This is a genomic window from Psychrobacter sp. DD43, assembly GCF_904846555.1.
Classification (GTDB): domain Bacteria; phylum Pseudomonadota; class Gammaproteobacteria; order Pseudomonadales; family Moraxellaceae; genus Psychrobacter; species Psychrobacter cryohalolentis.
Map to the genome: position 1 here is coordinate 13286 of NZ_CAJHBE010000022.1, position 26015 is coordinate 39300.

General features: G+C 42.6%; 26 protein-coding genes. 8 read left to right on the forward strand and 18 right to left on the reverse strand.

Going from position 1 to position 26015, the window contains the following annotated elements; translation table 11 throughout:
• Positions 1-47: 47 nt before the first annotated feature.
• From ispZ to JMX89_RS11080, 5 genes are all read left to right on the forward strand, one after another.
• Positions 48-599, forward strand: coding sequence for a septation protein IspZ (gene ispZ, locus JMX89_RS11060; protein ID WP_011514294.1), 552 nt, complete (start codon positions 48-50; stop codon positions 597-599).
• Between the two features lie 156 nt (positions 600-755).
• On the forward strand, positions 756-1085 hold the full coding sequence (locus JMX89_RS11065) for a YciI family protein (RefSeq protein ID WP_201531054.1): 330 nt from the start codon (positions 756-758) through the stop codon (positions 1083-1085).
• Positions 1082-1576, forward strand: a complete 495-nt coding sequence (locus JMX89_RS11070; protein ID WP_201531055.1) for a hypothetical protein — start codon at positions 1082-1084, stop codon at positions 1574-1576. Before JMX89_RS11065 ends, JMX89_RS11070 begins: the two co-directional genes overlap by 4 nt.
• Before the next feature lie 99 nt (positions 1577-1675).
• Positions 1676-3769: an FAD-dependent 5-carboxymethylaminomethyl-2-thiouridine(34) oxidoreductase MnmC gene (mnmC, locus tag JMX89_RS11075; RefSeq protein WP_201531057.1), complete on the forward strand. Its 2094-nt coding sequence runs from the start codon at positions 1676-1678 to the stop codon at positions 3767-3769.
• A gap of 59 nt (positions 3770-3828) precedes the next feature.
• The gene (locus JMX89_RS11080) at positions 3829-4449 is read left to right on the forward strand and encodes a hypothetical protein (protein WP_227673080.1); all 621 of its coding nucleotides are present in this window, start codon (positions 3829-3831) and stop codon (positions 4447-4449) included.
• Positions 4450-4565: 116 nt separating this feature from the next.
• Here JMX89_RS11080 and JMX89_RS11085 read toward each other — a convergent pair whose 3' ends face one another.
• The 7 genes from JMX89_RS11085 to ffh all read right to left on the reverse strand — a co-directional run bounded on the left by JMX89_RS11085 (position 4566) and on the right by ffh (position 11046).
• Positions 4566-5183, reverse strand: coding sequence for a DUF4112 domain-containing protein (locus JMX89_RS11085; protein ID WP_227673081.1), 618 nt, complete (start codon positions 5181-5183; stop codon positions 4566-4568).
• Between the two features lie 49 nt (positions 5184-5232).
• The gene (gene ubiA / locus JMX89_RS11090) at positions 5233-6156 is read right to left on the reverse strand and encodes a 4-hydroxybenzoate octaprenyltransferase (RefSeq protein WP_201531062.1); all 924 of its coding nucleotides are present in this window, start codon (positions 6154-6156) and stop codon (positions 5233-5235) included.
• Positions 6157-6409: 253 nt separating this feature from the next.
• Complete coding sequence (locus JMX89_RS11095) at positions 6410-6649, reverse strand: hypothetical protein (protein ID WP_201551550.1); 240 nt, start codon at positions 6647-6649, stop codon at positions 6410-6412.
• 40 nt (positions 6650-6689) lie between these two features.
• On the reverse strand, positions 6690-7580 hold the full coding sequence (locus JMX89_RS11100) for a class I SAM-dependent methyltransferase (RefSeq protein WP_201551552.1): 891 nt from the start codon (positions 7578-7580) through the stop codon (positions 6690-6692).
• A 67-nt stretch (positions 7581-7647) separates the two neighbouring features.
• The gene (locus JMX89_RS11105; protein ID WP_011514303.1) at positions 7648-8490 is read right to left on the reverse strand and encodes an undecaprenyl-diphosphate phosphatase; all 843 of its coding nucleotides are present in this window, start codon (positions 8488-8490) and stop codon (positions 7648-7650) included.
• Between the two features lie 126 nt (positions 8491-8616).
• Positions 8617-9300 carry a tRNA (adenosine(37)-N6)-threonylcarbamoyltransferase complex dimerization subunit type 1 TsaB gene (gene tsaB / locus JMX89_RS11110; protein ID WP_201551580.1) on the reverse strand — a complete coding sequence of 228 codons (684 nt, stop codon included), beginning with the start codon at positions 9298-9300 and terminating at the stop codon, positions 8617-8619.
• A gap of 198 nt (positions 9301-9498) precedes the next feature.
• Entirely contained in the window at positions 9499-11046 is a 1548-nt protein-coding gene (gene ffh, locus JMX89_RS11115) for a signal recognition particle protein (RefSeq protein ID WP_020444154.1), read from the reverse strand.
• 233 nt (positions 11047-11279) lie between these two features.
• On the opposite strand from ffh, the gene JMX89_RS11120 reads away from it, so the two are divergent.
• On the forward strand, positions 11280-12086 hold the full coding sequence (locus tag JMX89_RS11120) for an inner membrane protein YpjD (protein ID WP_133105144.1): 807 nt from the start codon (positions 11280-11282) through the stop codon (positions 12084-12086).
• A gap of 62 nt (positions 12087-12148) precedes the next feature.
• On the opposite strand, the gene purU is transcribed toward JMX89_RS11120, so the two are convergent.
• The gene (gene purU, locus JMX89_RS11125) at positions 12149-13072 is read right to left on the reverse strand and encodes a formyltetrahydrofolate deformylase (RefSeq protein WP_413786922.1); all 924 of its coding nucleotides are present in this window, start codon (positions 13070-13072) and stop codon (positions 12149-12151) included.
• 194 nt (positions 13073-13266) lie between these two features.
• Positions 13267-15300 (reverse strand): hypothetical protein, encoded by a 2034-nt coding sequence (locus tag JMX89_RS11130; RefSeq protein ID WP_201551554.1) that lies wholly within the window; start codon positions 15298-15300, stop codon positions 13267-13269.
• 483 nt (positions 15301-15783) lie between these two features.
• Here JMX89_RS11130 and rpmB point away from each other — a divergent pair, with 483 nt between their 5' ends.
• Positions 15784-16020 (forward strand): 50S ribosomal protein L28, encoded by a 237-nt coding sequence (gene rpmB / locus JMX89_RS11135; RefSeq protein ID WP_011280972.1) that lies wholly within the window; start codon positions 15784-15786, stop codon positions 16018-16020.
• Between the two features lie 165 nt (positions 16021-16185).
• A complete protein-coding gene (gene rpmG / locus JMX89_RS11140; RefSeq protein WP_010201403.1) occupies positions 16186-16341 on the forward strand; it encodes a 50S ribosomal protein L33 in 156 nt (51 codons plus the stop codon).
• Positions 16342-16463: 122 nt separating this feature from the next.
• On the opposite strand, the gene JMX89_RS11145 is transcribed toward rpmG, so the two are convergent.
• The 9 genes from JMX89_RS11145 to JMX89_RS11185 form a co-directional block, all read right to left on the reverse strand.
• Entirely contained in the window at positions 16464-16775 is a 312-nt protein-coding gene (locus JMX89_RS11145; RefSeq protein ID WP_011514309.1) for a hypothetical protein, read from the reverse strand.
• 201 nt (positions 16776-16976) lie between these two features.
• A complete protein-coding gene (locus JMX89_RS11150; RefSeq protein WP_011514310.1) occupies positions 16977-17288 on the reverse strand; it encodes a hypothetical protein in 312 nt (103 codons plus the stop codon).
• A 121-nt stretch (positions 17289-17409) separates the two neighbouring features.
• A complete protein-coding gene (locus JMX89_RS11155) occupies positions 17410-17754 on the reverse strand; it encodes a hypothetical protein (RefSeq protein ID WP_133104694.1) in 345 nt (114 codons plus the stop codon).
• A gap of 105 nt (positions 17755-17859) precedes the next feature.
• Positions 17860-18549: a ribulose-phosphate 3-epimerase gene (rpe, locus tag JMX89_RS11160; protein WP_011514312.1), complete on the reverse strand. Its 690-nt coding sequence runs from the start codon at positions 18547-18549 to the stop codon at positions 17860-17862.
• 152 nt (positions 18550-18701) lie between these two features.
• Positions 18702-18962, reverse strand: a complete 261-nt coding sequence (locus JMX89_RS11165) for a TIGR03643 family protein (RefSeq protein WP_201551583.1) — start codon at positions 18960-18962, stop codon at positions 18702-18704.
• Positions 18963-19232: 270 nt separating this feature from the next.
• Positions 19233-20123: an S-formylglutathione hydrolase gene (gene fghA, locus JMX89_RS11170; protein WP_201551556.1), complete on the reverse strand. Its 891-nt coding sequence runs from the start codon at positions 20121-20123 to the stop codon at positions 19233-19235.
• A gap of 84 nt (positions 20124-20207) precedes the next feature.
• On the reverse strand, positions 20208-21689 hold the full coding sequence (locus JMX89_RS11175) for a C13 family peptidase (protein WP_149409301.1): 1482 nt from the start codon (positions 21687-21689) through the stop codon (positions 20208-20210).
• A 335-nt stretch (positions 21690-22024) separates the two neighbouring features.
• Positions 22025-24025: a molecular chaperone HtpG gene (gene htpG / locus JMX89_RS11180; RefSeq protein ID WP_227673082.1), complete on the reverse strand. Its 2001-nt coding sequence runs from the start codon at positions 24023-24025 to the stop codon at positions 22025-22027.
• 245 nt (positions 24026-24270) lie between these two features.
• Complete coding sequence (locus JMX89_RS11185; RefSeq protein WP_201551558.1) at positions 24271-25803, reverse strand: catalase; 1533 nt, start codon at positions 25801-25803, stop codon at positions 24271-24273.
• Positions 25804-26015 lie beyond the last annotated feature (212 nt).

Below are 26015 nucleotides of genomic sequence, written 5' to 3' on the forward strand. Positions count from 1 at the left end.
AGACGTGTAAACTAGCGCATACGTTTTAGTTGGACATTTTATTTGCTATGAAAGCCTTATTAGACTTCATTCCTTTGATCGCGTTTTTTATTGCTGCTCGTTACAATGGTATTTTGGCAGCAGCTGGCGCATTGCTCGTTGCTACTATCATCGTCTATGCGATTCACTTTGTGCGTCAAAAGGGCAAGTTCGACAAACAGCAATGGGTCGTCTTATTGTTAACTATCGTTTTTTGCGGTGGTACCCTGCTGTTGCGTGACGATATTTACTTGCGCTGGAAATCACCGATTATTAACGGTATTTTTGCGCTAACGCTGTTGGTCAGTGCCGCAATCAATAAACCTTTGATGCAATTGGCAATGAAAGATGTTTTTTCGCTCACGATGAGTGGTTGGAAAAAACTGACCATTGCTTGGGCATTGTTTTTTGCGATGATGGCTGTCCTACATTATATCACGGCATTTACCATGTCAGATGAAGCTTGGATTAACTTTAAAACTTATGGCTGGATTCCGCTGATGCTGGTATTCGTAGTTGCTCAGTTTTTGTTATTGAAAAAGCATCTAAACCCTGCATTGACGGATAAGTCTGCTAAATAAAAAGTTAAATAGCAGCTGATAACTTAATAGTAGATATTTTTTTATCTCTGAATGCCAATGATAACTATCATGCTTTACAAAGTCTGATAAGACAAAATGACGCATGATAGTTATTGATTCTAACGCTCTATTTTTATTATTAATTGGGGAAGCAACATGTCTTTATTCGCCATTATCGGTCATGACGTAGCAGGCAGTAGCGCGCAACGTCAGCTGACACGCCCAGAGCACGTTGAGCGCTTACAAGTATTGAATCGTGAGCAGCGCTTGATTATCGCCGGTCCAACCCCTATCGAGCACGGGAAAAGCGAGATGTCAGGCAGCCTGATTATCGCGGATTTTGACTCGCTTGAGGCGGCTCAAAAATGGGCAAGCACTGAGCCGTATTTGCGTGACGGTGTTTACAGTCATGTCGACATCAAGCCATTTATTCAAGCGTTACCAGCAGTGAATGTCAGCACAACAAATGAGGTAGCATCATCGTGATTCAGCGGTTACTCTCATTAAAAAGATGTAAAACTGGTCTTGCAAGTACTGTTTTTGCGGGCATAGTATCCATTACTTCCCTGTCAATATCAGTACATGCAGCGCCAACACTGACTACTCAAACCGAGCCCGCAGCAGGGATTGTGCCAGCACTGATTGCAGCTAACAACGCTCCTCAATCGAGCGACCTTCAAACAACTGCTCCGGTCATAGAAATGGCTACCGCAGCAAAGCCTGCTACCGATATTAACGATACCTTGGCGGCACAGCTGCAACCATCAAATAAAGCTTTATCGGCTGCCAACCAAGAATTACTAAGCCGTAATGCCCAGCTGCAACGCCAAGTCAATGATTTGCAGACGCAAGCAAACGTCTTGGTTTATGAAAGTCAAGGTCAATTATTTTTATATGGTGCACTTACTGTTTTGCTTAGCCTATTGGTCGGTATTTTCATCTCATGGCTGGTATTTGTTCGCCGTGAACGCTGGTAGTTGCATTTTTATCGATTGAAATCATCTATTGGATTGATGTCTACCGATTTGATGCGCCACTTCCTACTTGCTTGACCACTGTGGGGTTGATAAATAATTATGCCCAAACCAGCTTCTATGGCTATTAATACAACCAAAAGCACGACACCGGCACATGTTATCTCTCCAGCCAACATTGAGTGGCAAACTGATGACGCTGGTAATGAAGTGCCAGTATCAGGTGAGTTTGGCGATGCCTATTTTTCGCAAGCAGATGGTTTAGCAGAATCTCACCATGTGTTTTTGGCACATAATCAGCTGCCCACGCGATTGGCAAACCTTATTCCTAAGCAATGCTTTACGATCTACGAACTAGGTTTTGGTACAGGACTTAATTTACTCGCGACTTGGCAGTTGTGGCGACAGCTTCGATTAACACATCCGCACTTAGCAAGCGCCCGTTTGCACTTTATTACTACCGAAAAACATCCCGTCCCCTTTAATGACTTAGCAAAGATACTTGCCCCACTGGGACAACGTACACCTGAACTGGCACTGTTGATTGAGCAACTTTTAACCAGTTATCCTCCTCTTATCGCTGGTTGTCATCGGCTAGATTTTATTGATGATAATTTAACCCTTGATATTTGGCTAGGTGATGCTAGTGATAGCTTAGCAAGTTTAGATAGTACAGTAGCTACTCAGCGTCCGTACATCAATGCCTGGTTTCTAGATGGGTTTGCGCCTTCTTGCAATGAGATCTTATGGACAGAGCGTATCTTTAGCCACATGCAACGCTTATCACGTGCTGGCACGACTGCTGCTACCTATAGCTTTGCAGGTATCATCAAACGTGGATTACAGTCGCAGGGTTTTGTCATTAAAAAGAGCAAAGTGCTTGGGTCTAAGCGTGAGATGCTCACGGCCGTTATGAGCGAGATGTCATCTTTAGATAAGCCTATTTCAACCTTATCTAATAAGGTGCCTTTGTCCAACTATCCTAATAATGCAGTCGTTATCGGTGCTGGTGTGGCAGGACTACTGACTGCATGGTCACTTGCCAATCGTGGTATAAGCGTGACAGTGCTCGATAAAGACGCACCGCTGGCTGGTGCATCTGGTAATCCGCGCGCCTTACTTGCCCCGAATATGACGCCTATTCATCATGTTTATGAGCATCTGCATTCTATTGGCTATTTATACAGTGGTCGATTATATCGATACTTTAATCAGCAGGCCGCTATCCAAAAATCGCCGCTGATACTTGAGCAGACCGGCACATTAGACTTATTGGTGAAAACTAATATTGGTACGGAGCAGATTTCAGATTATCCAGATGCTATGGCAACCACTGTTAGCCCCGAAAAAGCACAAGATATCATTGGTTTAAAAGATAAAGACTTAGCTCATAACTTGTATCTGCCACAGTCCGGTTTGGTCAATCCACAAGCCTTGAAAACTGTTATTCTTGCGCACCCCAATATCACCTATCAGCAGCTCAATATTATTAATATTAAGGAAACCGAGAACAGTATCATTTTGATAGGTTCTAAAGAGGATAAAAATGCGAGCCAAGCCTCTTTGACTATCACAGCTGACCATGTTGTGATTTGCGCGGCTTATGAAAGCCATCAATTGGATAAACGTATCGTTAAGTGCCGTACGATTCGCGGGCAACTGTCTTGGTTTACGCCAACTGCGCAGCAACTGACTCAATTGCCTAAATTGCCGCTCAAATACAGTGGCTACTGTGCGCCATTTATTGGACAGAGTGGTGATGCGGAACTGAACCATATTAGCAAAAATCAGCCACAGTTTTTACTTGGTGCAAGCTTTATCGATGGTGATACCAATATCGATGTCCGAGATGAAGAAAATCAGCAAAATTATGACAAGTTGATTGAAGATATGCCTGAATTAAGCAGCGTCTTGCCAAATGATATCAGTACATGGCATGCGCGTGCTGGCATTCGTACTCAAACGATGGATTATCATCCATTGGTCGGATTACTTGCACAGAGTCAGCGTTTATGGAGCATGTCAGCAATGGGTGCAAAAGGTTATGCGATTGCACCTATATGTGCCGAAGCCTTAGCAGATATGATGTTAGGTTGTTTTACACCTTTATCTGCCGCTATGTTGGCGCGCCTATCGCCCAATCGGGCGCGGCTACATAAAGCGCATAAGCATAAAACACGTCAATCATTAATTTAGGTTCAGTACCTTAGCTATATGCCTAATTATGACCCTCACTAATGGATAGCTGTCTTATTATGAAAACTCTTCCCTCTACCTTTATAAAATCAAAACCATATTTTCAGGCTGTATCTGCCATTTTTTTAAGCTTATCACTGTTGATTGCCTGCAAAAAAACACCAGAGCCTGAGACCACTAATGAAACAGCCACAGAACTGGCAGTTCAAACGACACCTGTGACTTCCAACATTAATGTACCCCATGTTGCTGATGATATTAATGCCAACGCGTCTGCTGTGAATCCAGAACAAGATGTGAACTTAACGGAGCTAGAGGATCATCTTGGCACAACGGATACCTCAGTCATTGACCCTGCTCCAGTGCCCAATCCAGAGCAAGCCATTAAAGGCGCGCAAATCACTGACGTTAAATATCGAAGTGCCTCGGGCGAATCATTATCAGTCGTTTTTGAGACTTCAGCAGCGGGCATGCTTAATGCCATCATCACCTTACCGAACAAACCTAAAATGACCTTGAGCGCGCCTGAGGGTCAAGGTAATAATCCTACCTATCGCTCAAGCGATGGCAATGTTCAGCTAGTTAGTCATGCTGGCGGTGGTACAGTAGATTTTATTCAAAATAATAAAATGACAAGCTTTGATGCCATTAGTGCCGATGCAGAAGTGATTACTGAGTAAGCTTTATAAGTATAAAAATATGTCGTAAAGTTAGTGGAAATGGCAATAAAAAAGGCTGCAAACGTTGATATCGTTGCTGCCTTTTTTATTGCCTAACTGACCTATTTTTCTATTATTTAACCAAATCCAGTAGTTTTACCAAACAGACTCACTAGCCAGCTCATCAATGACCACAAACCCCAACCGATAATGACAATGACAATGAGCCCCAACATATCAGGAATATGCAGATACAGCCAAGCAACTATTGGATTGCGCCAAAAAGCGCCAAAACGACTTTGCTGCTTATCTTCAAGTGATTGATGCAAAAACGGTCGATCCATATGGATGGTTTCGGTGATGCCATACTCGTTTTGTAGATGCTCATGCACGATGCCCAAGGTCTTACGACTAGGACGAATAAAGATGTCAAGCAGCGTCCCGATACCCGGTACGATACCAACCACCATATCAATCAGTGCCAATCTGACAGCGGGCGTCATTTTATGTGCGGGTACACCGAGCTGACGACCCAATATAAATGCATAACTTGTTAATGCCAGACCTGCTAAATCTCCTGCCAGCGGAATGGTCGAAAGCGCAGCATCTGCGCCCATACCTTGCTTGGTAAAAGGCACACGTACGAGCGAATCCATGGTGTTGGCAAACTTTGCCAATTTACGCTCCGTCTCGATGACCTGCTGGCGTGTTAGTCCATGTTCAGCCAATCTTGCCTCATAATCACTCTTAGGCATATTATGCGCAGATGATTTCTTAGCCTTTAGTCTCGAAAATTTATTGAGCTTATCCATTAAAAGTCGTCCAGATACAAGCGATGGCTATAAGAACAAAAACGTAACGTCCTACCCATATATTGGCTAAAAATGCTTTAAAACAAGCTAAAGCATTACGACTGGCACACGCACTATTTTGCTTAGCAAACATCATCGCGACTAACGCCAAGCCAAAGACTGGTGTAATACCTAAACTGGTCGGCGCAAAATAACGCCACATGACTGCGCCCATGATAACTAAAAACAACATCTGTAGTAACGAGATGATAATCACATCATAACGACCAAATAATATCGCGGTTGATTTAACCCCTATCTTTATATCATCCTCTCGGTCAGCCATTGCATATTGAGTATCATAAGCAACTGTCCAACACATATAAGCAAGGAATAACAACCAACACCAGATATCAGGCGCGCCTTGTATCGCGACATATGCCATCGGTATCGCCCAGCCGAAAGCCGCCGCCAAAAATACTTGCGGCAAATGCGTATAACGTTTCATAAATGGATAAATAAACGCCAATATGACGGCACCAAACGACCAATAGAATACTTGAATGGGTAAAAACAGTAATAGACTGGCACTCAATAATACTAATACTAAAAAAACTGCAATTGCCTCTTTAGCAGACAGACGTCCATCAGCTAACGGACGACCTTTAGTACGGCTTACGTGACCATCGACTTTACGGTCGGCAAAATCATTAATCGCACAGCCTGCTGCCCGCATCAATATCGCTCCAAGGGCAAAAATCACAAAGAGTCTGAAACTGGGTAGTCCTGCCGTAATGCCTGCGCCTTGTTGCTGCGCCTGCCCCATCGCAGCGAATAATACACCCCATAATGTTGGCCATAGTAGCAGTTCAATACCTACTGGCTTATCAAAACGTGTCAGCTGAATATAAGCTTGTAGCTTGTCGTTAAATGTCATGGCGTTTTAATTATCATGGATAGAAAATAGTAAATAATGATTTGGGTGCGTAGTAATTTAAGTTATAGAACTTGGCGTACGCTATAGTGAGTTCAATATAAAAGAGTTATGTTAAGAATAGCATTATGCTGGGATAAATTTCTCTCGCTTGCTGTGCGCTTCGCACTCCAGAGGCTTCGTAAAATTTATCCCAGCAGTACTGTATTCTTTTTAAATTGAATCGACTATACTTTTTTTGATACTAATAATGCCACTAAACTTGTTGCCACATCTTATTGGCTTCAATGAGTGATAGCTCGGGATATTGCTTGCGTAAGGCTTTAATCGCAGCAACTTTCTCTTTTTGTGTAGCTTGCTGGCGTAAAAATGCCAATTGCTCTTTAGGATTACTTAACTCTTTTAGACGTGCTTCAAGGCGCAAGATTCTGGTACGCAGCATAATATTGATTAACAATAACGCCGCACCCATAACCCAAATGATTAATACAGACATTCCCTGCTCCTAAATTTATAAGCTGGCTTATTTGATATTATTAAACGAAATAACCGTCAAAACGTACTGCTTCATTATTCCAGCTTTCACTTGGCTGTTGATCAGCAAGTAACGGCGCAAATTGTGGACGCTTAACGATGACGCGACCTTGTTTTTGACCGTTTTGACTGACAACGGCTTGTGCAGATTGTAGTAATTGCTGCTCTTCATCTAACGTTGGCGGATGCGCTAATTGATGCAACGCTTGCATATGCTTACCGACTTTCGCGCCTTTCCCCGTCTTGCTATCTTGATAACTGTCTTCTGGAAACATAGGGTCAAGATATATCACATCAATGGCTTGCTCGTTATCAGCCTCTAGATAGTTATTAAACCTTGCAAAATAAGTGAGCGCATCGGTATTAATAATCTGCAAACGTGACATCAGCTTTTGCCAATTTGGCAGCGTACTCATACGCAGCTGCTCTACAAGTAACAATAACGCCATCAATGGCTGCTGCTCAAGCATGGTAACTTGAGCCCCAGTACTCGCCAGTATCAGACTGTCATGACCAAAACCAGCAGTTGCATCAATGACCTCACTATCTGCGGTCAATTTCGCTGCCTGTAATAAAAGCTCAGACTTACGCCCTGCACTGACTACGCGCCGCTGCAGTTTATCCCATTCGGGGGCAACGCTTAACCCATCACTCAGCCATGAAAGTTTATCTTTTTCATCCAATAGCAATATAGGTTGGGTAACTATCTGACTTAACTGCTGGCGACGTTTTTGATTTAATTTCGCTGTCACCAGTTCAGCATTCAAAATAATGGGTAGCTTATGCTTAGCTATGAGTGCCTGCAAACTCTCGACTTGACTTGCCTGCGTTTCATTAACATAAAGTAGTTGGCAGCTTATATCAGCAGTCAGCACTTGCTTCAAATTGGTCATGACTGCCATTCCTTTTTAATACTTATAACATCATGAATCTCTATTAAAAACCATTCCATCATGAAGTTTAGCCTGCCATCTGATAACCAAAACCCCAAGCGGCTATTAAAACCAATACACCAGTGATAATACGCAACCATGCAAAGATTTTAAAGTCACGGCGACTGACCCAAGCGACCAATAAGCGAATACAAAGCAAGGCGATGATAAATGATACGACAGTACCAATGCCTAGCACTAACCAATCTTCGCTACTGGTTAAAACGTCACGATGCTTAATAAAATCTAGTAGAGCCGCACCAATAATGACAGGGATACCCAAAAAGAAAGAAAATTCAGCGGAAGCTTTACGTGAGACACCAAGCCACAGTGCACCAATAATCGTCGCACCTGAGCGTGATGTACCGGGTATCAATGCCAAACATTGCAGCAAACCTATCATCAAAGCTGTTTTTAGGCTAACGTCTTCTGCTTCTTCTGCAATAATGGCTTTCGGGCGATTCTCAACATAAAAGATCAGCAAACCACCGATAATCAGCATAATTGCCACGACAATAGGATTGAATAAATAGGCTTTAATCTCATCAGCAAAAGTAAAACCAACAATCATCACCGGAATAGTGGCGACAATTAGGCTAAGTCCAAGCTGGCGCGGATTACTCATGCCTTCTGCTTTACCCGTTAGCAAACCCATCAGTGCCTGCCAGAGTCTGCCCCAATAGTCATATATGACCGCTAAAATAGCACCAAACTGCACCACCACGACAAACAAATCGACTTTTTCTTTGGTCCAAAAACCCATCAAATCGGCGGATAGAATTAAATATCCCGTGCTAGAGATGGGCAAAAACTCAGTGATACCTTCAACGATACCCATGATGACAGCTTGAATTAATAAAATAATATCCACAAAATTATTCCTAAGAAATTCCGAAAACAGTAAAGGCGTTTGTTTTATATTGTTATATTCGTAATACTGTTATTGTCGCGTGCGACACTTGAAAGCTTTATAAGCACTGAATATAGAAAGGGTACACTAAGCCTTACCTTGCTCTTTGAGCGTTTTCCACGCTTGATTGCGTAAGTACTTTGGTAGCGCTTGCGCCGCTTCTGTTCCGCCATTGACCATAAACTGAGCCATACCCAGTTGTCCTATCACGGTCGCATCAGGATGGATATCAGCATAAATAATCTGACCGTCATGCAAAGTTAATAAACCGGCACCATTGCCAACGATAGGAATCTCTAGCGCTGTCTGGCTATCATAATCAAGTAGCTGCTCAGTATCTTCGCCATTGTCGTGATTAACGGGCTGCATGATATTATCTATTACCTCATAATGCCCAAAATATACCTGCTGCATACGCGCATCAAGGGCACTATATACTGAGCTTAAACTCTGTTGCTGATACGCCGCTTGCGCAATCGCCTGTAAGCTAGAAACACCCACACAAGGAATATCATGCGCGACAGATAGCGCCTGTACCACTGCCGTATTGATTCGTATACCACTAAAGGCACCAGGACCACGATTAAAGATAAGCGCTTGTATGTCAGCCAGTTTTAGCTGCGCCTCAGATAATGCCGCGTCAATCATCGGTAAGATTTGCTGGGTCTGCTGGCGCTTACCTGTCTCGGTATGACTCGATAACGCTTGACCGCTGGCATCTAAAATGGCGATCGAACACTGATCGAACACGGTATCCATTGCTAAAAACATCATAACCTCGGCTTATTCTCTTGACATCGTAAAACAGCGCCTATCATAGCATTTAGGACAGATTAATTGACTTACTTTCTATATTTTTCATGCATTCTTTGTGAGAATTCACTCAAATATCCAAAATATGAAAAAACCTCAAAGCTCATTTAGCTTTGAGGTTTTTATTATCAATATTTCCCAGTAGCACTAAATCATTTAAAAACGTGTTTTAAACTTCTTCGGCGCTTGGTTTTGTAGCTCTTGCATCTGTTTTTGCATCTCTTCAGTGCTTGGCATGTTATTTGGGTCAAGTCCCATTTGCTTTGCCATTTGCTGTGGGTTCACATCTTTAACACCACCTTGCTGACCGCCACCGCCGAATAATGGACCACCGCCGCCTGCTCCACTGCCGCCGCCCATCAACCCTTGCATCGATTTCATCATTTTACTGATGCCTTCAGGCTTAGAAATCATTTTCATCATTTTTGCCATTTGCTTGTGCTGCTTGAGCAAACGATTGACGTCTTGAATCTCACGACCTGAGCCTGCAGCAATACGGCGCTTACGACTTGGATTGATTTTATCAGGATTTTTGCGCTCAAATGGCGTCATCGAATTGATCAACGCTTCCATCTCACGTACTTTTTCTTCAGGCTTGGCATCTTCAACGGCTTTTTGCATATCAGAGCCGCCCATACCTGGCATCTTATCTAAGAAGCCCGCCATACCGCCCATGCTTTTCATTTGCTGAAACTGGGTCAATAGATCTTCAAGGTCGAACTCGCCGCCCTTTTGCATCTTTTTCGCCATTTTTTCGGCTTTATCACGGTCAATCTTTTGCTCAACTTCTTCAACCAGACTTAAGACGTCACCCATACCAAGAATACGCTGGGCAATACGTTCAGGATGGAATAGCTCTAGCGCATCTAGTTTCTCGCCGCGACCCAAGAATTTAATTGGCTTACCTGTGATGGCGCGTACAGAAAGCGCCGCACCGCCACGAGCATCGCCGTCAGTCTTGGTCAAAATAACGCCCGTTAATGGCAGCGCATCGTTAAAGGCTTTGGCGGTATTTGCCGCATCCTGACCGGTCATCGCATCAACAACAAACAGTGTCTCAGAAGGATTGACCGCAGCGGTTAACGCCTTGATTTCATCCATCATGGTTTCATCGATGGCCAAACGACCAGCTGTATCAATAATCAAGATATCTTGATATTGGATTTTAGCTTCTTCGATAGCACGCAAGGCGATATCAATCGGGTTTTCGTCGCTACTTGAGTTGACGAACTTGGCATTTACTTGTCCAGCGACTTGCTCAAGCTGGGCAATCGCTGCGGGACGGTAAACGTCAGCAGATACCAGCATGACTTTTTTCTTATGGCGCTCTTGTAAGAACTTGGCCAATTTACCGGCAGTGGTAGTTTTACCAGCACCTTGTAGACCTGCTAGCAGATAAATAACCGGCGGCTTACCTGTCATCTCAAGCTGCTGATTGGCACTGCCCATCATTTCAGTCAGCTCGTCATGGACGATTTTGACAAATGCCTGTCCTGGTGCTAACTCTTTAAGCACTTCAGCGCCAAGCGCTTGCTCTTTGACACGCTTCACAAAATCACGAGTGACTGGCAATGCCACATCGGCTTCCAGCAGCGCCATACGTACTTCGCGTAAAGTGTCTTTGATATTGTCTTCGGTCAATTGCCCCGTGCCTGCGATATTGCGCAGACTAGACGACAATCGTTCTGTTAAGGTATCAAACATAAATAACTCTCAGTTAAAATAATTCTGGATTAAGCTTAACTCTTCATAAATAAAAGAGTTGATAAATACTATTAGGGTATGCGATTGCAGGTATTCAAGCTCAATTGCTAAGCATTTATCAGGAATACATAAGACGGTGCTCAATTGAGTGCCATTTTATGATAAATTGGGTAATTATTCTAATAATACCACTTTAGCATGAAATTAAGCGCGTATTTTGCGCGCATTATGAGATGAGGTTTTATATCTTGCAACTTGCATTTTTACTTGCTGCGATGGCTTATTTCTTAGTCAGCATATATATTGGTTGGGCGCTGATTCAAGATAGACCTATCCATAAAGGCCCAAGCTTAGGCTTATTATTTGTGGGCATGTTGGCACACGCAGGGCTACTTTATCCACACATAGTCACACTCTATGGGCTAAATTTCAATCTGTTTAATATCATCAGCTTGATCAGCTTATTCTTTTTGTTTTTTTACGTCATGTTTTCTCTGTATAGACCTATTGTCAGTCTGGGTATCCTCGCGGCACCGACCGCTCTTGTAGGTATGCTAATCGGTTATATTGGACGCGCGCCTTATCGTCCGATTACGGATATTAGCATTGGGCTTGAGTCTCATATCTTGCTGTCGCTTGCCGCATATTGTGTGCTGCTGATGGCAGCGGTACAAGCGCTATTTTTGCGACTACAAATACGTGAGCTTAAGCATCAATCGATTCACCGCTTTTGGGTCAACAAGCTGCCGTCTCTTCAAAGCATGGAGAGCCTATTATTCGATATGCTATTGGTCGGCTTTGTCCTGCTGAGCATTGCACTGGGAATTGGTTTTATCTACGTAGACGACTTGATGGCGCAGCATCTTGTGCACAAAACAGCCTTTAGCCTGATGTCTTGGCTGCTGTTTGGCGCATTACTTATCGGTAATTGGCGTGCTGGATGGCGTGGAAAACGTGCCGCTAATATGACTATCTATGCTTTTATTTTATTAGCGATTGGCTTTGTCGGTAGCAAGTTTGTATTAGAGATGCTGTTATAGAACCAGTTCCACAGTAGTAATTTAATACTCTGTTCTAAATTTCAAACCACTCTAATGAAAACCTAATTAAATACTACCGTCTTATTCCCCGCTACGATTACGCGATTTTGTACATGCCAATTGACGGCGCGTGCCAATACATTGCGCTCGATATCACGACCAATGGCTCGCAGCTCGGTGACGCCTTGACGATGGGTCACACGGTGCACATCTTGCTCAATGATAGGTCCTTGATCGAGCTCAGTGGTCACATAATGCGCGGTTGCACCGATAAGCTTCACGCCTTTATCATAAGCTTGGCGATAAGGATCGGCGCCGACAAACGCTGGCAAGAACGAATGATGAATATTGATGATCTGCATCGGCCAGCGCTTTACAAAATCTGACGACAATATCTGCATATAGCGCGCTAAGACTAATAAGTCATTGCCTGCCATCAAGTCATGAATTTGCTCTTCTGCTTCTACCTTATTGTCTTTGGTCACTGGAACGTGATGAAAAGCGATACCAAAGTTTTCTACTGATTGGCGTAAATCTTCGTGATTGCTAACGACTGAGGTAATCTGACAGTCAAGCAATCCGCGCTGATGACGCCATAATAAGTCTAATAACGCATGATCAAATTTAGATACTAAGATACCAACTTTGGTTTTAATGCCATTGTCATGTAAGCGCCATTCCATATTGTGGCGTTTGGCAACGGTATGGGCAAAGCTGGCTTCAAAGTTATCGATAATCTCGCTCAATCCTGCCAAAGCAAACTCTAAACGCATAAAGTATTGACCGCCTTCATGAGCCGTTGAGTACTGATCTAACGTAATGATGTTGCCGCCGTAGCGATGAATAAACTCAGATACCGCTTGTACGATACCGGCTTGGTCACGGCATTTAATCAATAGTGTGGCTGTAGCAGTGATAGCGGGAATCTCTCTAAATGACACTTGGAGTGACGTTTTCGGTGAAGTAATCGTTGCAGTGTCTGACATAGTGCGCTCAATTAGAAATTAAATCAAAATTTGCTACTGAAAATCTAATAGCAGTATTAGAAGACAGCTATTTTAATCGCTTTTACGATATTTTGCTGATTGAGTTGGTTGTTTTTGGTTATTGAGATTATAAATACAAAAACCCCCAACTCGAGGGTTGGGGGTTTTCTGATGAATGAATACTAAGCTATGCCTTAGACAATTCTAATAAGTTTTGTAAAAGTATTAGCTGATGGAGCAGGCGTCGTTGTTGTTATTTTAATCTGGTCATTAGGACGACAGCCACTGTAAGTAAATACGTAACTAACATCACTTGAGCTTACTGATCCATTACTTAGATTAACAAGGTTTGGAACCGTTGTCTTTCCACTGGTAAATTCAGCCTTGCATGAACCACCTTCAGCAGCAACACTAATAGTAGTGCCTGACGGCATAGATACTGTCTGTGCAGAATTACCAAACATTTTGAATCTGACAGCGATAGGGGTATCCAAGTCAAGTGCAGGATTAGCAGCCACAGTGTTTGGAAGACCTTCAAACACAGGAACATCCGATGCTAAGCCAAATACAAACTGATAGCGCAAAATAGCTGCCAAATCATTGTTGCATGTGCCTAAAATATTAGGCTGATTGAAAGAGGATGGCGCACAAGTAGCTCCTGATGCACCTTTTCGATAGACAAATTCGCCTAAATTACTATCATATTGGTTATTTTCGTTATCATCGCGGAAAAAGTCACCAATATTTCGAGTTAATATATCACCAGTAGTAAATCTATTGTCTCCATCCACATCGGTATAACTTTTATCCCCTTCTACATAGGCAATAACAGAAACTCGATCATCTACAGGAGTTGGATTCTGCGTACTAAACTCAACATTACACGTTCCATTAGTAGTAGCACAGTTTGGAGTGACTCGTCCGCCTTCACTAACAAAGCTAACTACGGTACCGTTGGGTACAGGATTACCCACTCTGTCAACCAAGCGCGCGGTAATAGTGGCAATATCACCATCAACACCAACTGCTAATACATTCTTACTCAACGAAATACTAAAGCCATTCTGTGTCGCTCGTCCTGTTGCCACAGATACGTCTTTTGATAATGCAAATACATTAGTATTCGATAGCAACGTTGCTTTTATCTCTACGGGACCAGGTAAAGCACCAGGATATAGATTGACCACTACCTTGCCTTGTGAATCACTAGTTACTGTTGAAGGCAATTGATTATTCAGTGTCACAAAGCTAAAATCGGTAGGCGCAAATACTTGGCTGATCCTAACCCTTTGGTTGGCAGCCGGTCGACCGTTCGCATAAACCGTAAACTCTATCTGTCCTGAACTTGATGAGCCGCTGTTGCTAGCGCCTAGCTGTACTGGCTCAGTTGTGGTATATACAATCGAGCTGGCTTCTACTCCAGCAATATTCACTGTGACTGTCTGTCTACTAGTCGGGGTATTGGTAGGTGTTATCGTGATGGTTTGCGCGCCTTCGCACAGATTGCCATTACTATCGATAGCTTTATAAGTAGCCGTTACATTGCCTTGATTGCTTGAGGTTAAACTGTTGCTATCAAAAGTACCGCAACTCGTATTAAATTCAACAGCAATGTCGTTTTGAAAGACATCATTAGTAGCATCTTTCGTTTTTAAGGTAATGTTAGTACTACCACCTGACTCTAAGTTACTTGAGGAAAGAGCGATATCTGTCAACACTACATTGATAGACTGTAACGTAAAGTTATAAGCAGGCGTAGTAGCAGTGATATTATTAACACTAGTCGTCGCCGTTAGCTGATAGCTACTCGTATCAGTACTGTCCGTTGGTTTAACGGATATATTCGCCTCGCCCATTTCATTGGTCAATACTGCTCCGTTTCTAGTACCGAAGTTTACGCCCTCACCTGAAAAAGTAACCAATGCACTACTAATAGGTTTACCTGTGCTATCAGTAACTGTTACTTTTGCGCTAGCGCCTGTTGAGGTGATTACTCTGGTTATATTACCGTTGGTATCTATTAAGGTTATGGGAGTTATATTTACTTCGCTTATTGGCGTTACTGGACCACCACCATTGTCACCACCCGTACCAGGTTGCGTCACACCCAAGTCAGGTTCTGGCGCAATAGTATCAGTGCCGCCACCGCCGCAACCTGCCAATGCTAAGGCGCAAGTCAAAAAAGTGAGCTGAAATAACTTAGAGGTCGGTAGTGAGGGATATGACATTTTTAGACTCCGCTGCGGCAGTGATTTATTTGAGCAAATAGGCAAAATCATTACACACAATTATAATAGATCGGTAATGATACTTAGATTTACAATAATGCCAGTAGTATTAACAGATTGTATTAAATATATAACTGAGACTTTACTGACTTTTGTTATAACTTACAACTAAAAGTTGAATCCTTATTATTAAATAATCAATAACATAGCGCGCTCATTTCAGGGTATAATAGCTACCCTTTAAACCAACAACTATCACAAAAATATTTGAGTATTCATTACTTTTATGGTATAAATGTCGGCTTTAAAATTTTCTGATTTGGTTTGCCTGTTATTTGCCTTTAGATGACAGTAAATCAGCTCAACCTTCATATAGTTTTGTTTGGTGCAAAGCTGCCGCTTGCTGTGTCCATGCCGCAAATACGTGCAACTTGCCCAGACTGGTATGAGAAAAACTCATACCTCATAGATTAGGAGTTCGCCATGTCTAGAGTTTGCCAAGTGACTGGAAAGCGCCCTATGGTGGGTAATAATGTTTCGCACGCAAACAACAAAACCCGTCGTCGCTTTCTACCAAACCTTCACAACCATCGTTTTTGGGTAGAGTCTGAAAATCGTTTTGTACGTCTACGTGTGTCTACCAAAGGTATGCGCATCATTGACAAATTGGGTATCGATAAAGTGCTAGTAGATCTACGCGCACAAGGTCAAAAAGTTTAAGTAAATATTGGCAGTCTAATTTATCGATGAATGTCGCTATTTAGGCTGCTGTTATGCTGAAGATTTACTAGCTCATATATTTATGACTGGATACTATCTACAGCAACTTAATACTCTAGATCCATACCTATCGATTGAAGACCGCTCATTTACAGGAAAGCCATCATGAGAGATAAAATTAAATTAGTATCAACTGCTGGTACTGGGTATTACTATACCACTACCAAAAACAAGCGCACTATGCCTGGCAAAATGGAAATCAAAAAGTTTGATCCAAAAGTACGCCAGCATGTGATCTTTAAAGAAGCAAAAATCAAATAATCTCCATTTTTATAAATGGTTTTATTTGAACAAAAAAAGGGTTTATCAATTGATAAACCCTTTTTTAGTGTCGTTATTTAGACTGACTGCTATTTATCTATTTGCTATTGATTTATACATCATTAACTATAGTGCGTCGGCTCTTTGTCATAGACATGTGCATGCCATTGACTCATCTGCTTTTGCATAATTACTTGGATTGCAGCATGAATCATATGCTGACCTATCGCTTGGGTATCACTACCTAGTATCTCTTTTAACTTATCAGAAAAATCAATGGTCATCAGCGGCGCATCATCTTGTTCAGCATCACGTAAGAGCAATTTGCCATCGTCTGCTTCTACCAGCTCAAGGGTCGTCTCTTTGGCAAACCCTGCAAACTGATCGGTACTGTCATTATCTACTTCAATCTCATTATCGATATCGTATGGCATTCATTGTATCCTTATTATCCCGATTTATACCTGTAAAAAACGCGCTGATTCCACTTACTAAAGCTACTGTCTTACAGTCATGCGGGCAAAACTATCTTATTCATACAATGGACGCTTTGGCGCTATAATTCAAGGGCTGTTCTATAAGTCTTTTGCACAACTCAGGTTCGATAGTCTTAGTTTTATAGAAATTACCAGCGTTTAACGCCAGTAACGCAGTTTTGCTAGGGTAAATAAGAAAGCAACAAACATACCGAGATAGTACATGAGCTTTAACTCTAATGTTGGATCGCGATATTTGAACGGTAACGCTACTGTCGCAGTCGCGGTTGGCAGTATCAATAACATGAGCAGCCAGTTTTCAAAGACGTGTAGCCAACCTTGCAAATCAGTTCCATGACGAAGTGAAGACAGTCCTAGCAGCAGGCAGGCAATAATTAAGCTGGTAAATAAACCATTTGGTAAATCTTTTGGATAAATGATATTGGCAATACTGGTCGGTATGATTCTCATGTAGAATTCCAGTCAAGCTTATAGAGCATGACTTAACGGTGAAAAAGTGTATCAAAAAACAACTTATAAAAATATTACAAGGTTATCTTCATTAACAAGTTTTATCTTTACTAATAAAAATTTAACTATAAGTACCCATTAACCACAGCATTGAGATACAAGAGGTCAAATACCCCAAACTAATGGCATTCCAGCTCTCTATATGCATATCTTTAACCTTGTTAAGTAGGCGTGAACCTAGCCAAAATAAAAGGGGAATGCCTAGCATAAATGCGGGTACGATCACCGCCGCGTGGCGTAATACTTCACCGGCATCTTCACCAACCATCAGGCGAAAGCCATAACCAGCTAGACTCAGAACAAGGGCGAACATGGCTAAGCCAATAGTAATACCTTTGGGCACTAAGCTACGTGATTGCGAGGCTTGCTGGGACTCGGCTCGATGTTTTGCATTTTGCATATTCATATTTTACCTTTAGCTGACATGTCGCTTAATATAATCAGTCATACAGCGGCTATTAATAATAGGTAACTTTACTATTTAATAGTATATAACTTACTATATGGGGCGTTACTCCCCATTTGCCAAGGCAAGCTCTGCACGCATGGCATCGATTGCTGCTTTATAATCTTCTTGATTAAATATCGCTGAACCAGCAACGAACATATCAGCACCTGCTTCGGCAATGGCGCGGATATTACTGGCTTTGATACCGCCATCTACTTCTAATCTAATATCACGACCGCTAGTAATGATACGCTGACGTACTTGGCGAACCTTTTCTAGCGTCCCTTCAATAAATGACTGACCACCGTAGCCAGGATTGACACTCATCAGTAGGACCTGATCCACTTTATCCATGACATAGTCTAAATAATGTAATGGCGTTGCTGGATTCAATACCAAACCACACTCAGCGCCGCCATCTTTAATCAACTGTAAAGAACGATCGATATGCGAGCTTGCTTCCGGATGAAATGTGATGATGCTGGCACCTGCCTCTAAGAACTGCTCAATCATACTATCAACAGGGCTAACCATTAGATGCACGTCAATTGGTGCATCAATCCCATAATCACGAAGCGCCTTACAAATCATGCTACCAAACGTCAAATTGGGTACATAATGGTTGTCCATCACATCAAAATGGATGACATCAGCACCAGACGCCAATACACGTTCTACCTCTTCACCTAGTTTGGCAAAGTCAGCAGATAATATGGAAGGGGCGATTAGATACGGCTTAGAGGGACTGATCATAATTGAGCTACCTAATGGATATTTGACTAAGGATTTAATATATAGATGTATGCATAGCACGAATAATACGTATGTCTATTATAACGGATAATCAGGGTCTATAATGGGTACTTAGTATGGGTATTATAGCCACACTCAGCACATGCAGACAATTAGCGCGGTTTATATTGGGTTTTGCAATAAGCACGACCTACCGTAAAACTTCGTATCGCTTCATGCTTGGTAGCGCGATTGCTCACACGTTGACGCCATAAGCGAAACGAGGACGGTTTTAGCGCCTGACGCATCAGTATAATGACGCCAGACTCATTGAGACCATAGCTATGCTCTATCGCCTCAAACGGTGTCCTGTCCTCCCACGCCATCTCTATCACGCGCGACACTTGTAACTCATCGAGGGCATGAACAGTCATATCATTGCTAGAAGCGGCGATAACTGGGCTTGATTTGACTGCATGATTTTGAGGATTATTTAAATTGGTACTGGTAAGGTCTCGCTGTTTATTCTTTAAAGCAGCATCCATATCCGCTTGCATGGTGGCAAGCGTAGCTTTAGTAGCAACAGAATTATCCTCTACTGATGGAGTATCGACAGTAACGGTACTTAAATCTTGATAACTTGTCATAGACCTAACCTTTTAAACTTGAAACGCTATAACTAATAAACCATATGAGACCGAATTTTAGCTAAGCTGTGCCATACGCCAGTGATGTTCAATATGGTCATTGATCACTGTTTGGATAAAATAATAGCTATGGTCGTGACCGGCTTGATAGCGCAATGTTAATGGCTGCTTGGCATTTTTACACGCCTGTTGTAATTTTGACGTTTGCAACTGACCATCGGCTAAAAACTCATCAGCCGCGCCTTGATCAACCAAGATGCTTGAGTACTGCTGACCGACTTGTTCAATCATCTGAGAAGCGTCTGATTGCGCCCACAAGCTCTTGTCATCACCAAAATACTCTGTATAAGCTGCTTGACCCCATGCCGACTCACTGGCGGCGCACACAGGTGATAAAGCTGACACACTCACAAACTTGCCTGGGAATTTAAAACCCAACAATAAGGCACCATGACCACCCATCGAGTGACCCGTGATACCAATACTATGAATCGGAAACTCTGAGCGTAATAAATCATATAGCTCATCAACGATATAACTTTGCATATTGAAGTGTTCAGCCCAAGGTGCTTGGGTCGCATCGACATAGTAGCTTGCACCTTGACCAACAAAATAACGCTCGTCGTTTGCTACGTCATTGTCTTCACTACTTCTAGGAGAGGTATCTGGCGCGATAAATATCATACCAAGCTCACTACATTTTTGTTGAAAATGCGCTTTGTGGGTCACGTTATCAGCATTACAAGTGAGACCTGATAAATACAAAATCGCCGGACAACGCTGCCCTGCTAGTGCCTCATCAGGCAGATAAATACTAAAGGTCATCGGCGTCTTGGTGGCCGCTGATTGATGACTGTAATAACGCTGCTCACCATCAAAACAGCGATTGACACTTTTTTGCGTAAACTGGGTGCTGGCTGAGAGACTGTGGTTATAAGAATTATTCATGAGCATTATCCTTTTTAGCTAAGATAAAATAGTTGAAAACAGATGCTTATTTAAAAAAGCATCAGATTAAAAATGGGATAAAAATCAGTTCGCTGTGTTCTTATCATCTACAACTGTATCTGCGCCCGTATCCGGTGAAATATTGATAGTCGTTGTCGCATTCGAAGTATCTATAATGCTAGCAAGCGGCGGTCGTGTTTTATCAAATAACACTTGCTCAAATGCTGGCAACGCCGTTTCCATCAAACTACCGATCACCATTTGCGGCTCTGATGGCTCAAAACCCATAGAGATCTCACGCTCTTCTACTCGATAAGCGGCGTCTTTAAAGGCAGCAGAAAAACTGGTGTTTTCTCTTAAGCTTTCAGCAAAAAATGCTTGCCCAAAATAGGTCATTTCAGCACTATTGGTACAGCCAAATGACATCTTGTCTGTTGCCGAAGCGGTAATCACCACTGTCGTCGGCGACGCTAATTCATCAATAAACGAACCTGAATAACAAGCCGATACCACGATAACACGCCAGCGAATACCTGAGGCATCTAACGACTCTCGCAGCCATGTTGCATCCAGATTATCCATCGCAAGCGGTGGATTAGATAAATGGATAAAATCCTGATCGCCATGCGACGATAGTGTCATAAATAACACGTCTTCATCAGCGTTCATCTGCTGACCAATTCTTTTTAAGCCGCGTAAAATACTGGTTTTGGTGGCAATTGGCTCATCTAGCCAAGTGTAGTTATTATTAATCAGTGCCAATGAATGCCCGCTAGTACCAAAACGCACATCAAACAGCTCACGTACTTTATTAATCTCAGAGCGGAAGACGTTTTGATCAGAGAATCCCGCCACACCCATAAAGTACCAATCACTTTTGCCCGGTATACTAGGATCTATACGAGCCAGCGCCTCTTGTAATAAACGCGGCTGCTCATATAAGGCGGCTTCTTCTAATACTGGCTCTACGGGTATCTGCTTAAATATGGGCTGGTCAGCGACGTTACGCTGCCATATCGTCAATAGTGCAACAGCACCGATGATGACGATGATACGCTCCCACCACGGTATACGCAGGCGACGAGAAAATATCCATAACAATGCCAAGGTCTGCCATAAAAACAGCACCAAAAATAGCGTTGGTAAAAACGAATAACTCCAATCGGGCAACCAGCTATAGCTGCCTAAAAACTGTACTAAGCTTTGTAATAGAGCAGATAAAGTATCAGCAACCAACCACAGTACGACAGGCACAAAAACCAGTGCTTGATTGCCTGCGCGCCGTGCCAGAATAATGCCGCCAAGCAGAATAATCATCGGCCATATGAGATAGCTTACCAATCCTTGCTCATTGAAAATACTGCCGTCTGGAGCGGCTAACCAAGAAAATAGGACGTTACTACCCAAAGCCAATAGCGCAAATACAGCGAACTGAACAAAGGTGGGTTTAACCCAAGAGAATGCCCGTGTTGAGCCTACTAGCATCCACAAGGTTGCAATAATATTGGCAGCGAAATTGAGCGAAAAGCGCTGCAGTGAGACGGTTTTTAACGACGCAAGTGACAAAGACTTAGACCTCTAGCCAGTCGAGAGAAATAAAACAAATCAATGATAAAATATTTTGATATCCATGCCATTTACTGTCTTTCAATTAACTCTTTTGCAAGGCACACGAATGTCAATTTTATATTTAATTTACTATGAAATGGATATAAGAGACAGATAGCGCACATCAATATTATTGACTAATATTTTAGCTCGCTAATCTATCGCGATTGTAACGGATTGTCGGTCAAGAGCATAAGGCTGAATTGTAAAATTCGCTTAAAAACCCATCAAAAAAGGAGGTCTTAAACTTAAGACCTCCTTTTTTATCAAAACCTTCTATCAAACCTTGAACATTATCTCATTAATAACTCATTAACACGTTTTAAATAAGCGGCTGGATCGTCTAATTGACCGCCATCTGCTAACAATGCTTGGTCAAAAATTACTTGCGCCAATTTATCAAAATCGACGTCAGATTGCTCGCTAGTCTCTAACTTTTTAATCAATGGATGATCAGGGTTGACCTCTAATGTCGGCTTGCTCTCTGGCACATCTTGACCCATTTGTTTAAGCATCTGAATCATTTGTGGTGATAACTCACCTTCACCAACGACCAAGCAGGCAGGACTATCAACCAAACGCGTCGATACTTTCACATCTTTGGCACGTTCGCCTAATGCTGCTTTAAGTTTATCGACAACAGGCTTCATGGTTTCTTGCGCTTTTTCAGCTTCCGCTTTTTCGGCTTCGTCTTGCAAATCGCCCAAATCAACGGCACCTTTAGCGATGTTTTGTAGCGGTGTCTCATCAAATGAGGTCAAGAAGTTCATTGCCCATTCATCGACACGGCTGGTCATCAAAATAACTTCGATGCCTTTCTTTTTAAACAGCTCAAGTTGTGGGCTATTTTTAGCAGCCGCTAGATTGTCAGCCGTTAGATAATAGATGGCTTTTTGACCCTCTTTCATACGTGCTTTATAGTCTTCAAAGCTGGTCGTCACACTATCCTGAGTACTGGTTGCATAACGCAGTAATTTGGCAATACGTTCTTGATTGCCCATGTCTTCGCCAACGCCTTCTTTGATAACATCACCAAATTCAGCGTAGAACTGTGCAAATTTTTCTTGCTTATCACTGTCTTCACTGTTGGCAAGGCTTGCCAGCAAAGTCAAAATACGACGCGCGTTACCATCGCGGATAGATTTTACATCACGCGACTCTTGTAGTAGCTCGCGGCTGACGTTCAATGGCAAGTCGGCTGAATCAATGACCCCTTTGACGAAACGCAGGTACATTGGCAACAGCTGCTCTGCCTCGTCCATAATAAAGACGCGCTTAACATAAAGCTTTAGACCATGCTGCTGCTCACGAGTGTACAAATCTACAGGGGCTTTTTTAGGAATATACAATAGCTGCGTATACTGAACACGACCTTCGACACGGTTATGCGTCCATGCTAGTGGCGCGTCCATGTCATAGGTGATATTTTTATAAAAATCGATATACTCTTCATCTTCAATCTCAGAGGCTGAACGTGTCCATAAGGCACTGGCTTTATTAATGGTTTCCCATTCGTCTGTTAAGACCATTTGACCATTGGCAGGCGTGTCACTTCCTTCTTCAACCTCATCTTCTTGCCAGACTTCTTTACGCATCTGAATCGGCAGACTGATATGGTCTGAGTATTTATTAACCAACTGCTTAATTTTGCCACGGTCTAAATAGCTGTCTTCGCCCTCACTATATTGCTCTTTTAAATGCAAAGTAATGGCGGTACCACGCGTCGCTTTCGTGATCGGCTCAACAGTAAAGCTACCCGTACCATCTGATACCCAGCGTACGCCTTTATCCGCAGGTTCGCCAGCTTTGCGAGTTTCAACACTAATAGTATCGGCAACGATAAAGCCCGAATAAAAGCCAACCCCAAATTGACCAATCAACTGACCATCTTGCTTCTGTGATTCAGACAGCTTGTCTAAAAATGCTTTGGTACCGGACTTGGCAATTGTACCCAAGTTTTCGATGGCATCGGCTTCATTCATGCCGATACCGTTGTCGGTAAAGGTGATGGTTTTAGCGTCTTCATCGACAGCAATGCGAATTTTTAGCTCACCATCGTCTTCATAAAGGCTGTCATCATTGGTCGCTTCAAAACGCAATTTATCACAGGCATCAGAGGCGTTTGAGACTAGCTCACGGACAAAAATATCGGAATTAGAATATAGCGAGTGCGTTACTAAGTGCAATAATTGAGCTACTTCTGCTTCAAAGGTATGTTTTTTTAATTCTGGGCTGCTTTTATCAACATTGATGCTATCAACTTTTTGATTATCAACTGGGTTCAGTTCACTCATAAAAAACTCCTTCAATTTATGTTAAAAACTTATTATAAGACAGCAGTCCTCAAACGAAACTTACTCAATGAATATTAGAGAGCTTACATTTTGAACACTGCTAAGCTGTTTATACTAATAGGGGCGCGAGAGAAAATTTCAAGCGTAAAAACTTGATTCAATAAAAAACACCGCTCTAGTTTCCTGAGGCGGTGTCATTGTAATGATATTTAGCTGATTAAATGCTTATGTATAAATTTTATCCATTATAAGCAGCTAGGCAAGTGACGAGCAGGATCCGAATCACGGGCTGCCATTGCATCTTCAACCGTTAAGCCTAATCCTTTGGCAACGCCTTCGCCATAAGCGGCATCACACCAGTTACAGTTGCGAATGTGGCGATACTGAATAAAGTCCGGCACACCCGCCATATTGTTCGCTGTATTTTCAAATAGCACTTGTTGTTGCTCAGCACTCATCAAATTAAACAATGCGCGAGGTTGACTGAAATAATCGCTATCGTCTTCACGGAAATCATAATGCGCCGCATAGCCGTCAACCTTCAATGGTGGCTCAGCATAATCAGGCTGCTCTTGCCACTGGCTAAAGCTGTTTGGTTCATAATGCGGGCGACTGCCATAGTTATCATCGACACGTCCTTGACCATCACGATGATTGCTCATCACAGGGCAACGCGGCTTATTCACCGGAATTTGCTGATGATTGACACCAACACGATAACGCTGAGCATCGGCATAGTTAACCAAGCGATTTTGTAGCATTTTATCCGGTGAAACGCTGATACCCGGTACTAAATTACTTGGGGCAAATGCTGCTTGTTCCACATCGACAAAGTAGTTGTCAGAGTTTTTGTTTAATTCGAACTCGCCAACTTCAATCAGTGGATAATCACCTTTTGGCCATACTTTGGTTAAGTCAAACGGATGATAAGGAACGGTATCCGCCTCAGCTTCTGGCATGATTTGCACATACATTTTCCACTTTGGAAAATCACCATTTTCGATGGCATCGTACAAGTCTTTTTGATGACTTTCACGATCCGAACCAACGACTTCCGCCGCTTCAGCATCAGTTAAGTTCTTGATGCCTTGTTGCGTGCGGAAATGGAATTTGACCCAAAAACGTTCTTTGGCCTCATTCCAAAAACTATAAGTGTGCGAGCCAAAACCATGCATATTTCTATACGATGCTGGCAGACCGCGATCACTCATAACGATGGTGACTTGATGTAATGCTTCAGGTAATAAAGTCCAAAAGTCCCAATTGTTGGTCGCCGAACGCATATTGGTACGTGGATCACGTTTGACGGCTTTGTTTAGGTCTGGGAATTTGCGCGGATCGCGTAAGAAGAACACAGGCGTATTATTACCCACCATGTCCCAGTTACCTTCTTCGGTGTAGAATTTCAAAGCAAAACCGCGAATGTCACGCTCGGCATCAGCCGCGCCGCGCTCACCTGCGACGGTACTAAAGCGCGCGAACATCTCAGTTTGCTTACCTACTTCACTAAAGATAGCAGCACGGGTATATTTAGTGATGTCACTGGTCACAGTAAAAGTACCAAATGCGCCTGAGCCTTTAGCGTGCATACGGCGCTCTGGAATCACTTCACGGGCAAAGTTGCCTAGCTTTTCATTTAGCCAGATATCTTGTGCTAATAATGGACCACGCTTGCCTGCAGTGAGACTGTTTTGATTGTCTGCCACTGGTGCGCCGTTGCTCATCGTCAATTGGGTCGGCGCGTAAGGACATTTTTTATCGCTCTTGTTGTCGCTCATAATCATATTCCTTTGGATAGCAAATGGATGAAAGTACAAAAACTATTCTGAATACGCCTCTAATAATATATCCAGAATAGTGGTAAATGTTTCTGAAAAACGGCTATTTTTATTCATAGTAACCTGTAAACACAGTAATCTTGCCTTGTTAGACACCATTACAACCGATTAACATCGATTTGTATAATTAATTAATTACATGCTTTCGTTTT